The sequence below is a fragment of the Streptomyces sp. A1277 genome, from assembly GCF_004795015.1.
Taxonomy (GTDB): Bacteria; Actinomycetota; Actinomycetes; order Streptomycetales; family Streptomycetaceae; genus Streptomyces.
Window position 1 is genome coordinate 20,703 of record NZ_SSBI01000062.1, and the last position, 17,530, is coordinate 38,232.

The window sequence follows — 17,530 nt, forward strand, 5'->3', positions numbered from 1 at the left end:
GGTGCCGCAGGGTGCGGCGGGCGGATCAGAAGCGACGCGTGATCAGCGCGCGCTTGACCTCCTGGATCGCCTTGGTGACCTCGATGCCACGCGGGCAGGCGTCCGTGCAGTTGAAGGTGGTGCGGCAACGCCACACCCCGTCACGGTCGTTGAGGATCTCCAGGCGCTGCTCGCCGCCCTCGTCGCGCGAGTCGAAGATGAAGCGGTGCGCGTTGACGATCGCCGCCGGGCCGAAGTACTGGCCGTCGTTCCAGAACACCGGGCACGAGGACGTGCACGCGGCGCACAGGATGCACTTGGTTGTGTCGTCGAAGCGCTCGCGGTCCTCGGGGGACTGAAGACGCTCACGGGTCGGCTCGTTCCCCTTGGTGATGAGGAAGGGCATGACGTCGCGGTACGCCTGGAAGAACGGGTCCATGTCGACCACGAGGTCCTTGAGGACCGTGAGGCCCTTGATGGCCTCGACCGTGATCGGCTTCTCCGGGCTCAGGTCCTTGATCAGCGTCTTGCAGGCGAGCCTGTTCTTGCCGTTGATCCGCATGGCGTCCGAACCGCAGATGCCGTGCGCGCAGGAGCGGCGGAACGTGAGCGTCCCGTCCTGGTCCCACTTGATCTTGTGAAGGGCGTCGAGGACGCGCTCCTTCGGGTCGATCTCGATCTGGAAGTCCTGCCACTGGGCCTCGTCGGAGACCTCGGGGTTGAACCGCCGGATGCGGAACGTGGCCGTGATGTACGGCGAGTCGGCGAAACCGGCCTCGGGCTCGGGAGCCTTGTCGGCCTTGTCCAGGGTGGGTGTAGCCATCAGTACTTACGCTCCATCGGCTGGTAGCGGGTCTGGACGACCGGCTTGTAGTCCAGCCGGATCGACTCGGTGCCGTCGTCGGCGACCTCGCGGTACGCCATGGTGTGGCGCATGAAGTTGACGTCGTCGCGGTTGGGGTAGTCCTCGCGGTAGTGACCGCCGCGGGACTCCTTGCGGGCCAGCGCCGACGTCGCCATGACCTCGGCGAGGTCGAGCAGGTTGCCCAGCTCGATGGCCTCCAGCAGGTCCGTGTTGAACCGCCTGCCCTTGTCCTGGACGGACACGTCCAGGTAGCGCTTGCGCAGCTCCGCGATCTTGTCGACCGCGGTCTTGATCGTCTGCTCGGTGCGGAACACCATCACGTTGGCGTCCATGCACTCCTGGAGCTCCTGGCGGATCGCCGCGACCCGCTCGGTGCCCGTGGAGTCGCGCAGCCGCTCGACCTGGTCGACGACCTGCTGCGCCGGGTTCTCGGGAAGCTCGACGAAGTCGTTCTTCGCGGAGTACTCGGCGGCGGCGATGCCCGCACGGCGTCCGAAGACGTTGATGTCGAGCAGCGAGTTGGTGCCGAGGCGGTTGGCACCGTGCACCGAGACGCAGGCGACCTCGCCGGCGGCGTACAGGCCCGGGACGACGGTGGTGTTGTCGGCCAGCACCTCGCCCTCGACGTTGGTCGGGATGCCGCCCATGGCGTAGTGCGCGGTCGGCTGGATCGGGATCGGGTCCGTGTAGGGCTCGATGCCGAGGTACGTACGCGCGAACTCGGTGATGTCCGGGAGCTTGGCGTCCAGCTGCTCCGGCGGCAGGTGCGTCAGGTCCAGGTAGACGTGGTCGCCCTCGGGACCGCAGCCGCGGCCCTCGCGGATCTCCGTGTAGATGGAGCGCGAGACGACGTCACGCGAGGCCAGGTCCTTCATGACGGGCGCGTACTTCTCCATGAAGCGCTCGCCGTCCTTGTTGCGGAGGATGCCGCCCTCACCGCGGGCGCCCTCCGTCAGCAGGATGCCCATGCGCCAGATGCCCGTCGGGTGGAACTGGAAGAACTCCATGTCCTCCAGCGGCAGACCCCGGCGGTAGCAGGCGGCCTGGCCGTCACCGGTCAGGGTGTGCGCGTTCGACGTCACCTTGAAGAACTTGCCGGTGCCGCCCGAGGCGTAGATGACCGACTTCGCCTGGAAGACGTGGATCTCGCCGGTGGCCAGCTCGTAGGCGACGACGCCGGCGGACTTCTTGACGCCGCCCTCCTCGACGATCAGCTGGTCCAGGACGTAGAACTCGTTGAAGAACTCCACGCCCTCCTTGACGCAGTTCTGGTACAGCGTCTGGAGGATCATGTGGCCGGTGCGGTCGCCCGAGTAGCAGGCGCGGCGGACCGGGGCCTCACCGTGGTTGCGGGAGTGACCGCCGAACCGGCGCTGGTCGATCTCGCCCTTGGGCGTACGGCCGAACGGCAGGCCCATCTTCTCCAGGTCGAGAACGGCGTCGATGGCCTCCTTCGCCAGGATCTCGGCGGCGTCCTGGTCGACCAGGTAGTCACCGCCCTTGATTGTGTCGAAGGTGTGCCACTCCCAGTTGTCCTCCTCCACGTTGGCGAGCGCGGCGGCCATACCGCCCTGCGCGGCGCCCGTGTGGGAGCGGGTGGGGTAGAGCTTGGTCAGCACGGCGGTGCGGCTGCGCTTGGTCGACTCGATGGCCGCGCGCATGCCGGCGCCGCCGGCGCCGACGATGACGGTGTCGTACGTGTGGATCTGCATGATTTACCTCTGGTCCTTCGGGCCCGGCGCCTAGCGGATGTTCGGGTCGAAGGTGAAGATCACCAGCGTGCCCAGCAGGACGGTGAACACCGTGGCGGTGTACAGCAGCATCTTCAGCCAGAAGCGGGTGTTGTCCCGTTCGGCGTAGTCGTTGATGACCGTACGCAGACCGTTGGCGCCGTGCAGCATGGCGAGCCACAGCATCGCCAGGTCCCACATCTGCCAGAACGGCGAGGCCCAGCGGCCCGCCACGAAGGCGAAGCCGATCTTGGAGACACCGCCGTCCAGCACCAGCTGGAGCAGCAGGTGGCCGATGACCAGGACGACCAGCACGATGCCCGACAGGCGCATGAAGAGCCAGGCGTACATCTCGAAGTTGGTGCGCGAGCCCTTGGGGGTCTTGCCGGTCCGCTTGCGCGGCGGCTCGATGACGGGCGCCGGGTTGTCGACGTCGTACAGGCTCACGCCCTCGACGTCGCCGATCGCGGAAGACGTTTCGGTGGACATCTGCCTCAGCTCCCGAAGACTACGCGGACGGCGTGGCCGAGGACGGGGTACAGGGCCCCGACCATCAGCACGATCCAGATGCCCAGCACGATCCAGAGCATCTGCTTCTGCACGCGCGGGCCCTTGGCCCAGAAGTCCACGGCGACGATGCGCAGACCGTTCAGCGCGTGGAAGAGAATCGCGGCCACCAGGCCGTATTCCAGGAGCGCGACGATCGGCGTCTTGTACGTGGACACGACGTCGTCGTACGCCTCGGGGGAGACGCGGACGAGGGCGGTGTCCAGGACATGTACGAACAGGAAGAAGAAAATGAGGACACCGGTGACTCGATGAGCCACCCAGGACCACATGCCTTCCCGGCCGCGGTACAGCGTTCCAGCCGGCACGGAAGAACCCTCCGGGAGCGGGGATTGGGGTCGGCCGGCTTGACTGTCGGTCTGACCCGGCCGGGTACGGTCCACCGGCCCCGGCCATCGTAGCGACGGATTGTCGGTTCGATCGCGCGGGGGCCTCTGGTGTGATCAAAGTGGCAACGAAACAGGCACGGACGGGCTATGGACAGGCCCCCGACGCGCTGCTCACCGGCCCCGAACCGGGGAAACCGGCCCGCACGGACCGCCGCCAACCCGTTACTGACTCGATACCAGCGCCATGACGCGGCCCCGGGCGAGTCGCCGCATCTCGTCCGCCGTCACCGCCCGCTCCCGCTCCTCCTCGTGGCCCAGCCGCGCCCGGATGCCGGCCAGCATCTGGTCGGGGTGCTCGCCGGGCCGGTAGCCGTCCAGGCAGATCACGAAGACATGGCCGAAGGCGCGCTCGTACTCGGCGTGCGCGGCGTCCAGCGCGAGACGGGCGGCGTGCGGCGCGTCCGGGCCCAGGCCCTGGGGCGCCTCGGCGGCCAGCGCCTGCGCGTGGTCGGTGGGGGAGAGGTCGTACCCCGCCTCCTCGGCCGCCGCGAGCAGCGCCTCCACGTCCGGGTAGGGGCGGTGGGCGGCCAGCCGCTGCGCCCAGCGGTGGCTGCCGAAGCACTCCAGCAGGGCGGCCTCGGCCTCCGGGGCGGGCGCGGTGTTGAAACGGTGCAGGCCCCAGGCGCGTGCGGCGGGCGCCTGGGGGGCGGGGCCGCGCTGCTGCACGGGCACGGCGGTGCGCCGGGCGGGCCGGCGCGGCTGCTCGGGAAGGCCGGCGTGGGACTCGCTGGACCTGGACAGCGTGGGCTCCTGGAGTCAACGGCATCTGTGAACCTGGAGGGGGGAGGGACCGACGCGACCAGGTGGATGCGGGGCGAGAGGAGAGACGAATGTGCCTCAAAGCTAGCGAGGCGGGGCAACGACCGTGCGAAGGATGCGCGAATTTCACCCGGACGGGAGAGTTTCGCGATGACTGATGGACGAAATTCCGAGGAAAATGCCCGCTTATCGCCCCGCTTATTGCCCTGCTTTTGCCCTGTTTCGCTTGACTTCTGACCCGTTTCCCCCCGCAACCGGAGGTTTCTGACCGATGTCCCCCTCACGCGGCGCCCTCACGGCCGGCGCGGCGCTCACGGCGGCGGCCGCGGCGACCGTCGCCGTCGTCGTCTGGCCCGAAGGCTCCGGCTCCGGCGACCGGGGCGCGGCCCCCACCTCGCACGCGCCGTCCCCCACCCCCTCCCCGACCCGGAGCTACCCGCTCTCCAAGACGCCCCGCACCATCCCCGCCGTACGCGAGCACACCCCCGCCCACGGCCCCGGCTGGCGGCCCGGCAAGGGCAGCGGGGTCGTCATCGCGGACGGCAGCGGCAAGCTCGCCGACGAGGGGAAGCTGCTCGCCGGCGAACTGAAGATCAGCTACCGGGGCGATGTGCCGGCCCGCGCCGGTGACGTCGAGCTGGCCCTCACCCCGAAGGCATCCGGCGGGCCGGAGTCGTACACCCTGCGCACCGAGGACGGACGCGTCCGGATCAGCGGACCCGGCGAGGCGGGCGTCTTCTACGGGACGCGCACCCTCAAGCAGTCCGTGCGCGCCGACGGCTCCATGCCCGAGGGCGAGGTGCGCGACCGGCCCGACAAGCCGCAGCGTGGGCTCAACCTCGACATCGCGCGCAAGCACTACAGCGCCTCCTGGATCGAGGACCGGCTGCGGGAGATGGCCGACCTCAAGCTCAACCAGCTCGGCCTGCACTTCTCCGACGACCAGGCATTCCGCATCGAGTCCGACACACACCCCGAAGTTGTCTCGCCCGACCACCTGACCAAGGCCCAGGTGCGGCACATCGTCGCGCTGGCCGGCCGGCTGCACATCGAGATCGTCCCGGAGATCGACTCCCCGGGCCACCTCGGCGCGGTCCTGCGCGCCCACCCCGACCTCCAGCTGCACAACGTCTCCGGGGTCGCATCGACCGGATCGCTGGACATCTCCAAGCCGGGCGCGGCCAAGCTGATCGACGAACTCCTCGGCGAGTACACCGAGCTGTTCGGCGGCGCCTACTGGCATCTGGGCGCCGACGAGTACCGTGCGCTGATGGCGAGCAACCCGGCCGCGTCGTACCCGCAGCTCCAGCGCGCGGCCGTCGCGAAGTACGGCTCCGGGGCCGGCATCGCCGACCTCGCCACCGGCTGGCTCAACGACCGGGCCGCGGTGGTCCGCAAGCACGACATGCAGCCGAAGGCGTGGAACGACGGGCTCTTCCGGGACAGCACGGTCCAGGCCGACGAGAACATCGAGGTCGAGTACTGGACGGGCAAGGAGTACGGGGCCCGGTCGCCGGAGCAGTATCTGCGCGAGGGGCGCAAGGTCCTGAACCTCAACGACGAGTTCATGTACTACGTGCTCGGCCAGCCCAACGCCTTCGTCTACCCCACCGGCAAGCGGATCTACGAGCAGTGGACCCCGCTCGTCCTGCGCGGCACCACGCCGGTCCCGGCGCGCTACTCGGACCAGATCCTCGGCGGCCGGTTCGCCGTCTGGGGTGACCTGCCGAACGCCCAGACCGCCGCGCAGGTGGCCGAGGGCATCCGGATGCCGCTGCGGGCGACGGCCCAGAAGCTGTGGGACCCGGGCAAGCCGAAGCTCACCTGGGAGAAGTTCCGGTCGCTGGCGAAGGAGATCGACGCGGGCTGAACCCCGCCCGGGGGATTACGCCGTGGACAACGCGGTGCGCGGCCATTACCGTCCGCTTGCCGCGCTGTCCGGGGAGGGAGGCGCGGTCCACACGTCGACGCCCGGATTCCGTGCGTCCGAATCCGGGGGGTTCCTTTTCCATGCTCTGCTCACTCTGCGGCACGAGACCGGCCGCCACCGCCGACGGGCGGTGCCGCATCTGCGCCGCCTTCCGCCGCGCGGCACCCGGCGGTCTGATGGCGACGCCGATCGGCCTGGACCACCTGCGCTCGCCGGTGGGCCTGGGCCGGGCCGCGTGCGTGCTGCTCGGCGCGGTGGCCGTGGCGGACGCGCTGTCGATCGTCACGGGTGTCCGCGCCCGGCTGCTGCTCGGCGAGCGGACGGAGTACGGACTCGCGGCGGTGGACGAGACGACCTGGACGCACGCCGAAACGCTGTACCGGTCCGCCGGAGTCCTTCAGACCGTCGCCTTCCTGGCCACCGCCGTCCTCTTCCTGGCGTGGCTGCACCGGGTCCGGCTCAACGCGGAGGTGTTCGACCCGGGCGCCCACACGATGCGGCCGGGCTGGACGATCGGTGCCTGGTTCGTCCCGATCGGGAACCTCTGGCTGCCGTACCGGGTCGTACGCGGCATCTGGACCGCGAGCGTGCTGCCCGGCACCCCCGGCGACCGCGCCGAGACCCCCCGCCCCCTGCTGCACGCCTGGTGGGGGACGCTGGTCGCGTCGGAGGTCCTCTCCCGGTTCGCCTCCGTGCGCTACGACCGGGCGGAGACCGTGGACGACGTCGTCGACGCGCTCGACCTGGTCGCCTCCTGCGACGCGCTGGACATCGTGGCGGCCGTCCTCGCCGTCCTGCTCGTCCGCAGGCTGACGGCGATGCAGGGCGAGCGGGCGGCACTCGGCGCGCTTCCGGTGGCGCAGCCGCTCCGGGCGCACTGAGGCCGGGCCCGGCGGTGCTCCTCGGGTCCCGAGGAGCACCGCCGGCGGAGCTGCCGGCGGTATCCAGCCAGGGCCAGTGACGCTTTTCGGCCATTCGGCGCTGAATGCGATAACAGGAAGCGCTGCGCCCCCCTGCGCCCCGGCACGGGAGGGGCGGACAGGAGACGCCGATGAGCCTGCTCGAACTGATCGCCGCCGCCGACGAGCGCGGGCTCGCCGCCAGTGCGGCCGCCTGCCTCGAACGCTGTCTGCCCCAGCCCGCACCGGGCACCGACCCCGACCCGCTGCGCCCGCTCTGGGCCGGCTGCGCCGACCCCCGCCTCTGGCCCGCCCGGCTGGCGGAGGCCCGCACGGCCTTGGACGCCCTTCCGGACCCCGGCGGCCCCGTCCCGCGCATCCGGGAGCTCCTCGCCGCGGCCCCCGCCACCCGGACGGGCGAGGAGCTGCGCGCCTGGGCGGACGCCTGCTCACTGCTGGCCCTCGACGTCCACCTCGGCCACGACGCGCCGAGGCCCGGCGCGCCGGACCCGGTGGCCCGCTGCCGCACGGGCGGCCCGGCCGGAGCGGGGCCCCTGCTGGCCGGCGAGGCCGCGCGCCAGACCCTGATCCTTCGGATGCTCGCCGACATCGACGGCTCCGCCCCCGCCGGAGCCGGGCTGCGCCAGGTCCTTGACGTCTCGACGGAGGGCCAGCGGGTCCTGCGCGCGGCGGTGTCACGACGGGCGCGCGTACGGGGGTGAGGGGGCGGCCCGGGCCGCCCCGCCCCCGTCGTTACCATGCTCCGTGACCGAATCCCTGACCGATTCCACCGACGCGGCCGGTGAGCCCGTGCCGCGGAGGCGGATATTCGCCGACCTGACCCCGCTGCGCACCTCGCCCGACTACCGGCGGCTCTGGTTCGGGAACACCGTGTCCTGGGTGGGGCAGGGGATGACGTCCCTGGCCGTTTCCCTCCAGGTGTACGACCTCACCGGCTCGGCGTTCTCCGTGGGACTCATCGGGGCCTGTTCGCTGGTGCCGCTCGTGGTGTTCGGGCTGTACGGCGGCGCCGTCGCGGACACCGTGGACCGGCGGAAGCTGGGGCTGGCCAGCGCCTTCGGCTCGTTCCTGCTGTCGGTGGCGCTCGTCGGGACCAGCGTGGCGGGCGTGCGGCAGGTGGGGGTGCTGTACGGCGTCGTCGCGCTCCAGGCCGTCTGCTTCGCGCTCAACTCGCCGGCCCGCAGCTCGATGATCGCCCGGTTGCTGCCGGCCGAGCAGCTGCCCGCCGCCAACGCGCTGAACTCCATGACCAGCACCACCGGCACGCTCGTCGGGCCGATGCTCGGCGGGCTCATCGTCGGCTGGTGGGGCTATCGCGCCGCGTACGGGGTCGACGCCGTCACCTTCACCGCCGCCCTGTACGCGATGTGGCGGCTCCCCTCGATGCTGCCGGAGCGCGGGGAGGACACGGCAGGCGCGAAACGGGCCTCCGTCCTGGACGGCCTGCGGTTCCTCGGGACCCGGCCCAACCTGCGGATGACCTTCCTCACCGACCTGTGCGCCATGGTGCTGGCCCAGCCCCGCGCGCTCTTCCCCGTCGTCGCCGTCCTCTGGTACGGAGGGGACGCCAGGACCACCGGGCTCCTCGTCGCCGCCCCCGCGCTCGGGGCGCTGCTCGGTGGCGTGTTCTCCGGATGGCTCGGGACGATCCGGCGGCACGGGCTCGCGGTGATGGTCGCCGTCGGATGCTGGGGCGCGGCCGTCGCCGTCTTCGGCCTGACGCGGCAGCTCTGGCTCGGACTCCTGTTCCTGGCCCTCGCCGGGGCCGCCGACACCATCTCCATGGTCTTCCGCAACACCATGCTCCAGGCCGCGGTCCCGGACGAGCTGCGCGGGCGGCTCCAGGGGGTCTTCATCGTGGTGGTGGCCGGCGGGCCCCGGCTCGGCGACTTCCTGGCCGGCTCCGCCGCCGATCTGACGTCCCCCGGGCTCGCCGTGACCGGGGGAGGCGTCGCCTGCCTCGGTGCCGTGACGCTGCTCGCCCTGCGGTGGCCCGGCTTCGCACGCTACGACGCCCGCGACCCCGAGGCGTGACCCAGCCCTTGCGCGAACCGGCCCCGGTCGGCCGACGAGGACGACCGGGGCCGCTGCCCCCGGCCGGGCTCAGCCGAAACAGCCATCTGACCCGCAACTCCACTGCCCGGGCGGGCTGTTCACACACGCATGGACGTCAGCCGCTGGTGGGCGTGCGAGCGCAGATCGCGGCGCCCGGGACGTGCCCGACCCGATGGGCTAGGACGACGCTGCGGACAGGATCACGTCCACGAGCCTTTCCGCAGCGTCCGGGCGGCCGTGTGCCCGGGCCGCGGCCGCCATCGTGGCTCGGCGCTCCGGATCGCTGAGAAGTGGACCGACCGCCTCGCGCAGGTGGCCGCCGGTGACGTCGCCGAGGAGAGCGACCGCGGCACCGGACTCCTCCAGGTGACGGGCGTTGTGGGCCTGCTCGTTCCCGGCCGCCGTAGCCAGTGGGATGAACACCGCGGGCTTGCCCAGGGCGGTCAGCTCGGCCAGGGTGCCCGCGCCGCTGCGCGAGATGACCAGATCGGCCAGGGCCAGGACGTCCGGCAGCTCCGGTCCGACGAACGGGGTGAGGTGATACCGGGCGGCTAGGGCGGCGGGCAGCCCTGCGGCGTGGGCGGACAGCGCCTCCTGGTGGGCCGGGCCGCACTGGTGCACCACATTGGCGCGTTCCAGCAGCCACAGCAGTTCGCCGCCGACCACGTCGTTGATCTGCTGTGAGCCCTGCGCGCCTCCGGTCACGTACACGGTCGGAAGGCGCCGGTCGAAGCCGTGGAGGCCGAGGGCGGTAACCGCTTTGTCCGGGTGCCCGGTCAGAACCTCAGGTCGTACGGGGTTGCCGGTGACCACGGCCACCGACCGCACGCTTTCCGGCAGGAGCGGCACGGTCGACTCCGAGGACACGGCGACCCGTGCGGCGCAACCGGCCAGCTTCCGGTTGGCGAGCCCCAGGCGGACGGTCTGCTCGTGCAGGACCAGCGGCACCCGGCACATCCTGGCGGCGAGCCCGGCCGGCACGGCGACGTAACCCCCCGTAGCGAGCACGACGTCCGGCCGGAAGGCGGAGACGGCGCTGCGCGCCTGAGCGACCCCGAGCGGCACGCGCGCCATGTCCCGGACGTTGGCCGGCGACACCATCTTCAGCGGGTTCGAGGAGCGTCGGATCTTCCCTGTGGCCACGGTGGTGAACGGGATGCCCTCAGCGCTTGTGACCCGAGCTTCCAAGCCCTCCGTCGTTCCGATCCACAGGACGTCGAGCGTGCGGTCGAAAGCAGCCAGGCGTGCCTGCAAGGTGCGGATCGCGGTGAGAGCGGGGTAGGTGTGACCGCCGGTGCCGCCTCCCGTCACGATCAGGCGGAAGACGGGCGTCTCTTGGGGCGCGATGTTCACGCTGGGCACTCTAATGGTTGCTGTGCGGTGATCATTCGCGCTGATCTCGGTCACGGGGGCGGCCGGGATGTGCCTTTGTACGCGCTCTTCGCGTCGGTGGCCTCCGAGCGCCGAGTGGAGGCGCCGGGAGTTTGTCCTGAGCCACACGGCGTGTGCGCCAAGGCTGTTGGTCACGGGGCATCCAGCGCTCAAGAACGCGCCCACCCGGACGAATGCGCCGGCCAGTTGCTCACGCCGTTGGTTGCGGAGAGGTCATGCGGCCCGCGAAGCGCCTGGCCAGAGGGGCTAGTTGGTGGAACGACGACCGGGGCCGCCACCCCCCACAGGAGAGGCCCCGGTCGTCTTCCGCGGGGCCGCAGGACGACCCCGTACTCATCTCAGCGCCGTGGGTGCGTTTTCTGTCACACCAGGGGCAGGAGGCGGAATGTTGCGGGTTGTACAAGTCATGGACGCGGCGCCCGCGAAGGACGTAGCGTGCTGAGTCGCGCAGGGTGGCGCGGCAGTGGTGACCAGCTGCGATTCAGACGGCAGGGCAGGGTTGAGGGAGTGCTGGGGGACGACGCGGGGCTTACTGCCGCGGTGCTCGCGGCACAGCACGGGGACGAGGACGCCTTCCGTACTGTGTACCGCGCTGTGCAGCCGCGGCTGCTGGGCTACATAAGGACACTGGTGGGGGAGCCGGACGCCGAGGACGTGGCGTCCGAGTCGTGGCTGCAGATAGCCCGGGACCTCGACCGTTTCAGCGGGGACGCCGACCGCTTCCGGGGCTGGGCGGCGCGGATAGCCCGCAACCGGGCCCTGGACCATCTCCGGATGCGCGGCAGGCGTCCCGCCATCGGCGGCGACGAGACGGAGCTGTCCGAGAAGCCGGCCGTTTCCGACACCGCCGACGAGGCGATCGAGTCCCTGGCGACCGGCCGCACCATGTCGCTCATAGCCCAGCTGCCGCAGGACCAGGCCGAGGCCGTGGTGCTGCGCGTGGTCGTCGGGCTCGACGCGAAGAGCGCGGCGCAGACGCTCGGCAAGCGGCCGGGCGCGGTGCGCACCGCCGCCCACCGGGGTCTGAAGCGGCTCGCCGAACTGCTGCGGGCGGACAGCGCGGAGGGCCCGGTGCGCCCCGATGGCGGAGGCGGGCAGCCCGCCCCGGGTTCGGCGGGCGACCGCGTGCCGCCCGGGGCGTCCCCGGATACCGCCGTGCCGCACCGAGGAGCCACGGACGCCGGCGCCTCACCCGGCTCGGCACCGGAGACCGCCGTGCCGCGCGGCGCGTCCCCCGACGCCGCCGTCTCGCGTACCGCCGTGCCGGAAGCAGGGCGTCCGCAGGGCGCGGCGCCCGCCGGGCCGGTCGTTCCGCCCCGGCGTCCGGCCGGTCCCGAGGGCCCGTCGGCCTCTCTCCGGAACAACGTGGCGGACGCGGCGGCCCCTACGGCGGAACTCGGAGCCGTACCCGCGCAACGCCCCTCACGCACCGGCCTGGTGGCTCCCGCCGGTGTGACGCATTCGCGTCTTCGGACGCAGAAGGACATGTGATGGCCGACGAGCAGTACGCATGGCTTGACAAGGAAGCGGCGGAGAAGTTGCTCCGCGGCGAACCGGTCGATCCTGCCGAAGGCCGCCCCTGTCAGGATGCCGAACGCCTCGCGGCCGCCCTCGCCGCCGCAGCCCGCACCGCCCTGCCCGCCACCGGCGAACTGCCCGGCGAGGCCGCCGCGCTGGCCGCCTTCCGCGCCGCCCCGCGCCGGGCCCGGACCGCAGGGGAGCCGGCACCGCACGCCGACGACTCCGGGACCGCGATGCTCGCCCCCGTCCACATAGGCAGGCCCGCCTCCGGCTCGGGGGGTGGCGGCGCGGGTCCGCGCGGCGAGCGCCCGTTCCGCTGGAGCCGTCCCCTGCGCTTCGGCCTCGTCGCCTCTCTGGCGTGCTGTGCGATCGGCGGGGTGGCCGTGGCCGCCGGGACCGGGGTGCTGCCCGGGCCCTTCGGCCGGCACACCCCCTCCCCGGCGACCTCGGTCTCGGCCGCCGCCTCGCCCAAGGAACTGGGCTCAGGTCTCGTACCCGACGACGAGACCTCCGCACCGCCGCCGCCCGGCTCCCCGGACCCCGGCACCCCCACCCCGGACGCCCCGGCCCCCGGCAGCGGCACCGACGAGGACGGCGAGGACTTCGCGCGCCCGGACAGCACCGCGCCCGACAGCGGCCGGAGCGGCAAGGACGAGGGCGGCACGGACGGGACGGGCGGCAGCCGGTCCGGCGGTGGTTCCGGCACCGACGACGACACCCACGCCGGCGGCTCCCCGGACACCGATAAGGGCAACGGCCGCTCCGGCGACGACGACACGTCCGCCGCCTGGTACGCCAAGACCCTGAAGGCATGCCGCGATTACCGCGACGGCACGCTCGACCACGACCGCAGGGCCCGCCTCGAAGACCTGGCCAAGGGCGCGCGCAACCTGGACCGGTTCTGCGACCGGCTGCTCGGCAAGGCGGCCGGGGACGACGACGGCCAGGGGAACACCGAGCAGGGCGGCGACGCCTCGGGCGTGCTCCCGTCGATCCGGTTCACCGAGTCGCCCGGACCCTCGGCGGCGGCCATCGCCCCGGACCCGTCGACGGCGGACTTCGGCACCGCCCGCGCCCCGGAGCCGACCGCCTCCGCGGCCGCCCGCTGACGGCCCCTGCCGCCCGGTGTGACGTTTTCCGGCCTGCGGACGCTGTACAGAATGAGCCGACTGGTCATCGGCAGCGCCCGGAGCCGGGGTTCCCCCCGTACCTGCGGCTCGGCGCACATGGCGCGGGCGGGACACGTTCCCCCGGTCCCGCCCGCGCCCCTCACTTGTAGACGACGACCTTGTCGCCGGTGCGGACCTGCGCGAACAGGGACGCGATCTTCCCCTCGTCGCGGACGTTGACACAGCCGTGCGAGGCGCCGTTGTAGCCGCGGGCCGCGAAGTCCGAGGAGTAGTGCACGGCTTGGCCGCCGCTGAAGAACATCGCGTAGGGCATGGCCGTGTGGTAGATCGTCGAGACGTGGTGCCGCGACTTCCAGTACACGGAGAAGGTGCCCTCACGGGTCGGGGTGTACTGCGAGCCGAACCGTACGTCCATGGACGAGACGACCTTGCCGTCGATCATCCAGGAGAGCGTCCGGCTGTTCTTGCTGATGCAGATCACCCGGCCCGTCAGACACCGCTTGTCCGGCTTGGCGACCGGGAGGGTGGTCGGCGGATTCAGCTCGGCGGCCGTCGGGGTGCGCGTCATGCCGAGCAGCTTCTGCCAGGTGACGGTGTCCGTCTTCCCGGTCCTGGACAGGCCGCGCTTGCCCTGGAACGACTGCACGGCGGTGGCCGTGACGGACCCGTAGTAGCCGGTGGGACTCCGGTCGAAGTGGCCGATCTGGCGCAGCCGGGCTTGCAGTTCGCGCACCTGCTTGCCCTCCGCCCCGCTCGCCATCAGCACCGTGCCCTGCGGATCGGCCGAAGGCGGCGTACTGCTGGGCTTCGGCGGCGCCTTCGCCGGCTCCTTCGTCTTCGTCGCGCTCGCGGACGGGCTCGCCGCGGCCGTTTCGCCGCCGCCCGGCTTCGCGTCCTCGGTGGGTGAGGCGGAACTGCTGCTCGCCGGTGCCGACGGGGCGGTCTGCGCGCCGTCGACGGGTTCCGCCTTGCAGCCGGCGGTCACGGCGGCCAGGGCCATGACGGCCACGGCGGCGGTCGCGGCGCCGGCTCCCCGGCCGCCCCTGCGCACGTGTCCGCGCCCGGTCCTGCTGGTGCTTACCATCCCGACCCCCTGAATCCTTGTGTCCCATGGGACGGGTTCCCGCTCCGCCCGGTTGCCGAATCATTCGGACACGTTCCGGGGGGCGTGTTCCGCTCCGGAACCCTCGGGCAGCGTTGTCGTACCCGCGTGCGACACTCCGTTCCATGCTGGGTGTCACCGACCTTCCGACCTATCTCGCCGGCCTGGTGCTGATCGTTCTGCTGCCGGGGCCGAATTCGCTGTACGTGCTGTCCGTCGCCGCGCGGCGCGGGGTGCGGACCGGGTATGTGGCCGCCGCCGGGGTGTGGACCGGGGACACCGTGCTGATGACGCTGTCCGCGCTGGGCGCCTCCTCGCTGTTGCAGACGACGCCCGTGCTGTTCGCCGTCGTCAAGTACGCCGGTGCCGGCTATCTGACCTGGATGGCCATCGGGATGCTGCGGGCCGCCGTGTCCATGTGGCGCGAGCGGCACCGGCGGGTCGCCGAGATCACGGGGGAGTCGGCGGACGGGGCGCAGGTGCCCGGGGGCATGGAGCGGCCGTACCGGCGGGCGCTGGTGGTCAGCCTGTTCAACCCGAAGGCGATCCTGTTCCTGATCTCGTTCTTCGTGCAGTTCGTCGACCCGGGGTACGCCTACCCGGCGCTCTCCTTCCTGGTGCTGGGCACCCTGCTCCAGATCGCCAGCTTCCTGTACCTGTCGATGCTGATATTCGGCGGCACCCGGCTGTCCGCCGCGTTCCGCCGCCGCAGGCGCCTGTCGGCGGGGGCCACGTCGGCGGCCGGTGTGCTGTTCCTGGGATTCGCCGCGAAGCTGTCGCTCAGCAACGTCTGATCCGGCGGGCTCGGACGCGGCGGGCTCGGACCCGGCAGGCTCGGAGACAGCGGGCTCGGGTCCGGCAGGCTCGGAGCCGGCGGCGGGCTCGGAGCCGGCGGGCTCGGTCCCGGCTCAGCCGGCCGCGAGGCCGAGGCCCAGCGGGGCGAGGTAGCCGGCGAGCCCGGTCGTGTCCCGGCCCGCCCAGCCGATGTAGCCGTCCGGGCGGACCAGGAACAGCCCCGTGCCGTACGGCTCGTAGGCGTCCTCCAGCCGGTGCGTGCGCAGCGCCGGGGTGGCGGGCTCCGGCAGTTGCGCGTCGGTGCCGACCGCCAGCAGGGTGAAGTGCGGGCCCCGGAAGACGTCGAACAGCCGCCGCTCGCCGGCCGGCCCGTCCGGCGCGCGGTCGCCGGCCTCCAGCGCGCCGGCCCGGCCCACCGACAGCGGCCCCTCGCGGTAGCCGAGGCCCAGTTGCTGGGCCGCCGTGCCGCGCTCCTGCCGGCCCCGGTGGATACGGGTGGACAGGCCGAGCATCTCGGCGGCGACCGGGCGGCGCTCCTGCTCGTAGGTGTCGAGCAGGGCGGCGGGCGCCCCGTGGCGCAGCACCTGGCCGAGCTTCCAGCCGAGGTTGTACGCGTCCTGCACGCTGGTGTTGAGCCCCTGGCCGCCTGCGGGGGAGTGGACGTGGGCGGCGTCCCCCGCCAGGAAGACCCGGCCGTCGCGGAAGCGGTCGGCCAGGGCGGCGCGCGGGCGGAAGTCGGATGACCAGCGCACCTCGGTGACGTCCGCCGCGTCCAGGTGCGTGCGCTCGGCGACGACCGCGCGCACCCCCTCCGGGGAGATGTCCGGCTCGCCCTCCTTGAACTGGGCGACCAGCTGGAAGTCCGCCGTGCCGGGCAGCGGGCAGATCGCGAGGTACCCCGCATCGCCGCTCATCATGTGCCAGTTGAGCCGGTCGAGCGCCGCCTCGGCGATCCTCACGTCGGCCACCAGCATGGGCGCCGGGTCCACCGTCTCGCCGGCCATCGCGACGCCCAGCTCCCGGCGCACGGTGGAGCGCCCGCCATCGGCCGCGACCAGGTAGGAGGCGCGGACCGGGCCGGTGCTCAGCCGCGCGGTGACCCCGTTGGCGTCCTGGTCCAGGCCGGTCAGCGCGGTCGAGAACGCCACGTCGCCGCCCAGTTCGCGCAGCCGCGCCAGCAGGATCTCCTGGGTCCGCCACTGCGGCATCAGCCACGGCGCCCCGTACGGCTCGGCGTCCGTGGGCGGCGCGACGCGGAACATGTGGTGCTCGCCCATCCGCCGGCCGTTCTGCCAGGTCATCCCGACCGGCGCGGGGCCGCCGTGCTCGCGGACCGCGTCACCGACCCCGAGGTCGTCCAGGACTTCCCGGGTGCGGGGCTGGATGCCCTTGCCGCGCGAGCCGGGGAAGAGCCCCGGCGCCTGCTCCACGACCAGGGCGCGCACGCCACGGCGGGCCAGGTCGCAGGCCAGGGCGAGACCGCACGGACCGGCGCCGACGACGAGGACCTCGGTCTCTGTCCTGGTCTCGACCCCGGCCGCTGTTTCCTTAACGTTGTTAAGTTCCATGGACCGAGTGTGACCTTAACGCTGTTAAGTTGTCAAGGCGGGGCTGTTAACTTGGCACCGTGGGTACGACGAAGATCGACCGGTCCCGGGTGGCCGACACGGCGCTGCGGCTGCTGAACGAGGTGGGCCTCGACGGCCTCAGCCTGCGCGCCATCGCCAAGGAGCTGGACGTCAAGGCGCCCGCGCTCTACTGGCACTTCAAGGACAAGCAGGCGCTGCTCGACGAGATGGCCACCGTGATGTACCGGCGGATGCTCGACGACGACCTGCCCGGCCCGCCCCCGGACAGCTGGCAGGACCAGCTCTTCGCCTACAACAGCGCACTGCGCCGGACGCTGCTGCGCTACCGCGACGGGGCCAAGGTCTACGGCGGCGCGCAGTTCACCGGCACCGATCACGCCGACGGCCTCGAAACCCACCTGCGGACCATGCTCGACGCGGGCTTCGAGCTGCGGCAGGCCGCACGGGCGGGCACCACCGCGTACGCGTACACGATGGGCTTCGTCAGCGAGGAACAGGGCGTCCGCCCGATGCCCGACGAGGGGCAGCGCGAGGGCTTCGACGTCGGCGAACGCGCCGAGCGGCTGGCGCGCTACCCGCTGGCAGCGGCGGCCGGCCCCGAGATCTTCGCCCACTTCGACGAGCGCTTCGAGGACGGCCTGCGGCTGATCGTCGCGGGCATCGAGGCCCGGTACGGCGTGCGCTGAGGCGGGGTTTCCCGCCCGCAGGCGCCTCGCCTTCGGGGGCGCGTCCGGCGTGCGCCGTCGCGCCGCGTCGTGCCTTGCCGCGCCGCGTCGCGCCTTGCCGCGCCGCGTCGCGCCTTGCCGC

Annotated in this window: 16 protein-coding genes; 8 read left to right on the top strand and 8 right to left on the bottom strand. The window is 72.4% G+C overall.

What is annotated here, in order from left to right:
- Positions 1 to 25 precede the first annotated feature (25 nt).
- The 5 genes from E6R18_RS30740 to E6R18_RS30760 form a co-directional block, all read right to left on the bottom strand.
- A complete protein-coding gene (locus tag E6R18_RS30740) occupies positions 26 to 802 on the bottom strand; it encodes a succinate dehydrogenase iron-sulfur subunit (RefSeq protein ID WP_136320159.1) in 777 nt (258 codons plus the stop codon).
- Positions 802 to 2,556, bottom strand: coding sequence for a succinate dehydrogenase flavoprotein subunit (sdhA, locus tag E6R18_RS30745; protein ID WP_136320160.1), 1,755 nt, complete (start codon positions 2,554 to 2,556; stop codon positions 802 to 804). Before sdhA ends, E6R18_RS30740 begins: the two co-directional genes overlap by 1 nt.
- A gap of 30 nt (positions 2,557 to 2,586) precedes the next feature.
- A complete protein-coding gene (locus E6R18_RS30750) occupies positions 2,587 to 3,063 on the bottom strand; it encodes a succinate dehydrogenase hydrophobic membrane anchor subunit (RefSeq protein ID WP_136320161.1) in 477 nt (158 codons plus the stop codon).
- A gap of 5 nt (positions 3,064 to 3,068) precedes the next feature.
- Positions 3,069 to 3,449 carry a succinate dehydrogenase, cytochrome b556 subunit gene (gene sdhC / locus E6R18_RS30755; protein WP_136320162.1) on the bottom strand — a complete coding sequence of 127 codons (381 nt, stop codon included), beginning with the start codon at positions 3,447 to 3,449 and terminating at the stop codon, positions 3,069 to 3,071.
- 243 nt (positions 3,450 to 3,692) lie between these two features.
- Complete coding sequence (locus tag E6R18_RS30760) at positions 3,693 to 4,202, bottom strand: 2-oxo-4-hydroxy-4-carboxy-5-ureidoimidazoline decarboxylase (protein ID WP_136320163.1); 510 nt, start codon at positions 4,200 to 4,202, stop codon at positions 3,693 to 3,695.
- Positions 4,203 to 4,560: 358 nt separating this feature from the next.
- Between E6R18_RS30760 and E6R18_RS30765 the strand changes: the two genes are divergently transcribed.
- From E6R18_RS30765 to E6R18_RS30780, 4 genes are all read left to right on the top strand, one after another.
- Complete coding sequence (locus tag E6R18_RS30765) at positions 4,561 to 6,159, top strand: glycoside hydrolase family 20 protein (RefSeq protein WP_136320164.1); 1,599 nt, start codon at positions 4,561 to 4,563, stop codon at positions 6,157 to 6,159.
- 140 nt (positions 6,160 to 6,299) lie between these two features.
- Complete coding sequence (locus tag E6R18_RS30770; protein ID WP_240799908.1) at positions 6,300 to 7,100, top strand: DUF4328 domain-containing protein; 801 nt, start codon at positions 6,300 to 6,302, stop codon at positions 7,098 to 7,100.
- Between the two features lie 170 nt (positions 7,101 to 7,270).
- A complete protein-coding gene (locus tag E6R18_RS30775; protein WP_136320165.1) occupies positions 7,271 to 7,840 on the top strand; it encodes a hypothetical protein in 570 nt (189 codons plus the stop codon).
- A gap of 88 nt (positions 7,841 to 7,928) precedes the next feature.
- Positions 7,929 to 9,173, top strand: a complete 1,245-nt coding sequence (locus E6R18_RS30780; protein WP_136320176.1) for an MFS transporter — start codon at positions 7,929 to 7,931, stop codon at positions 9,171 to 9,173.
- A gap of 198 nt (positions 9,174 to 9,371) precedes the next feature.
- On the opposite strand, the gene E6R18_RS30785 is transcribed toward E6R18_RS30780, so the two are convergent.
- Entirely contained in the window at positions 9,372 to 10,547 is a 1,176-nt protein-coding gene (locus E6R18_RS30785; protein ID WP_136320166.1) for a UDP-N-acetylglucosamine--N-acetylmuramyl-(pentapeptide) pyrophosphoryl-undecaprenol N-acetylglucosamine transferase, read from the bottom strand.
- A gap of 633 nt (positions 10,548 to 11,180) precedes the next feature.
- Between E6R18_RS30785 and E6R18_RS30790 the strand changes: the two genes are divergently transcribed.
- The gene (locus E6R18_RS30790) at positions 11,181 to 12,077 is read left to right on the top strand and encodes a sigma-70 family RNA polymerase sigma factor (protein WP_346765016.1); all 897 of its coding nucleotides are present in this window, start codon (positions 11,181 to 11,183) and stop codon (positions 12,075 to 12,077) included.
- The gene (locus E6R18_RS30795; protein ID WP_136320168.1) at positions 12,077 to 13,216 is read left to right on the top strand and encodes a hypothetical protein; all 1,140 of its coding nucleotides are present in this window, start codon (positions 12,077 to 12,079) and stop codon (positions 13,214 to 13,216) included. Before E6R18_RS30790 ends, E6R18_RS30795 begins: the two co-directional genes overlap by 1 nt.
- 160 nt (positions 13,217 to 13,376) lie before the next feature.
- Here E6R18_RS30795 and E6R18_RS30800 read toward each other — a convergent pair whose 3' ends face one another.
- Positions 13,377 to 14,321: a L,D-transpeptidase family protein gene (locus tag E6R18_RS30800; RefSeq protein ID WP_136320169.1), complete on the bottom strand. Its 945-nt coding sequence runs from the start codon at positions 14,319 to 14,321 to the stop codon at positions 13,377 to 13,379.
- A gap of 143 nt (positions 14,322 to 14,464) precedes the next feature.
- Between E6R18_RS30800 and leuE the strand changes: the two genes are divergently transcribed.
- Positions 14,465 to 15,133 carry a leucine efflux protein LeuE gene (gene leuE, locus E6R18_RS30805; protein WP_136320170.1) on the top strand — a complete coding sequence of 223 codons (669 nt, stop codon included), beginning with the start codon at positions 14,465 to 14,467 and terminating at the stop codon, positions 15,131 to 15,133.
- A 114-nt stretch (positions 15,134 to 15,247) separates the two neighbouring features.
- Here leuE and E6R18_RS30810 read toward each other — a convergent pair whose 3' ends face one another.
- Positions 15,248 to 16,702 carry an FAD-dependent monooxygenase gene (locus E6R18_RS30810; RefSeq protein WP_136320171.1) on the bottom strand — a complete coding sequence of 485 codons (1,455 nt, stop codon included), beginning with the start codon at positions 16,700 to 16,702 and terminating at the stop codon, positions 15,248 to 15,250.
- Positions 16,703 to 16,761: 59 nt separating this feature from the next.
- On the opposite strand from E6R18_RS30810, the gene E6R18_RS30815 reads away from it, so the two are divergent.
- The gene (locus tag E6R18_RS30815) at positions 16,762 to 17,409 is read left to right on the top strand and encodes a TetR/AcrR family transcriptional regulator C-terminal domain-containing protein (RefSeq protein ID WP_136320172.1); all 648 of its coding nucleotides are present in this window, start codon (positions 16,762 to 16,764) and stop codon (positions 17,407 to 17,409) included.
- Positions 17,410 to 17,530: the final 121 nt, after the last annotated feature.

Coding starts and splice junctions, on each gene's coding strand:
- E6R18_RS30740 (WP_136320159.1), bottom strand. CDS start 802: ATGGCTACACCCACCCTGGACAAGGCCGACAAGGCTCCCGAGCCCGAG.
- sdhA (WP_136320160.1), bottom strand. CDS start 2,556: ATGCAGATCCACACGTACGACACCGTCATCGTCGGCGCCGGCGGCGCC.
- E6R18_RS30750 (WP_136320161.1), bottom strand. CDS start 3,063: ATGTCCACCGAAACGTCTTCCGCGATCGGCGACGTCGAGGGCGTGAGC.
- E6R18_RS30765 (WP_136320164.1), top strand. CDS start 4,561: ATGTCCCCCTCACGCGGCGCCCTCACGGCCGGCGCGGCGCTCACGGCG.
- E6R18_RS30770 (WP_240799908.1), top strand. CDS start 6,300: ATGCTCTGCTCACTCTGCGGCACGAGACCGGCCGCCACCGCCGACGGG.
- E6R18_RS30775 (WP_136320165.1), top strand. CDS start 7,271: ATGAGCCTGCTCGAACTGATCGCCGCCGCCGACGAGCGCGGGCTCGCC.
- E6R18_RS30795 (WP_136320168.1), top strand. CDS start 12,077: ATGGCCGACGAGCAGTACGCATGGCTTGACAAGGAAGCGGCGGAGAAG.
- E6R18_RS30800 (WP_136320169.1), bottom strand. CDS start 14,321: ATGGTAAGCACCAGCAGGACCGGGCGCGGACACGTGCGCAGGGGCGGC.
- leuE (WP_136320170.1), top strand. CDS start 14,465: ATGCTGGGTGTCACCGACCTTCCGACCTATCTCGCCGGCCTGGTGCTG.
- E6R18_RS30810 (WP_136320171.1), bottom strand. CDS start 16,702: ATGGAACTTAACAACGTTAAGGAAACAGCGGCCGGGGTCGAGACCAGG.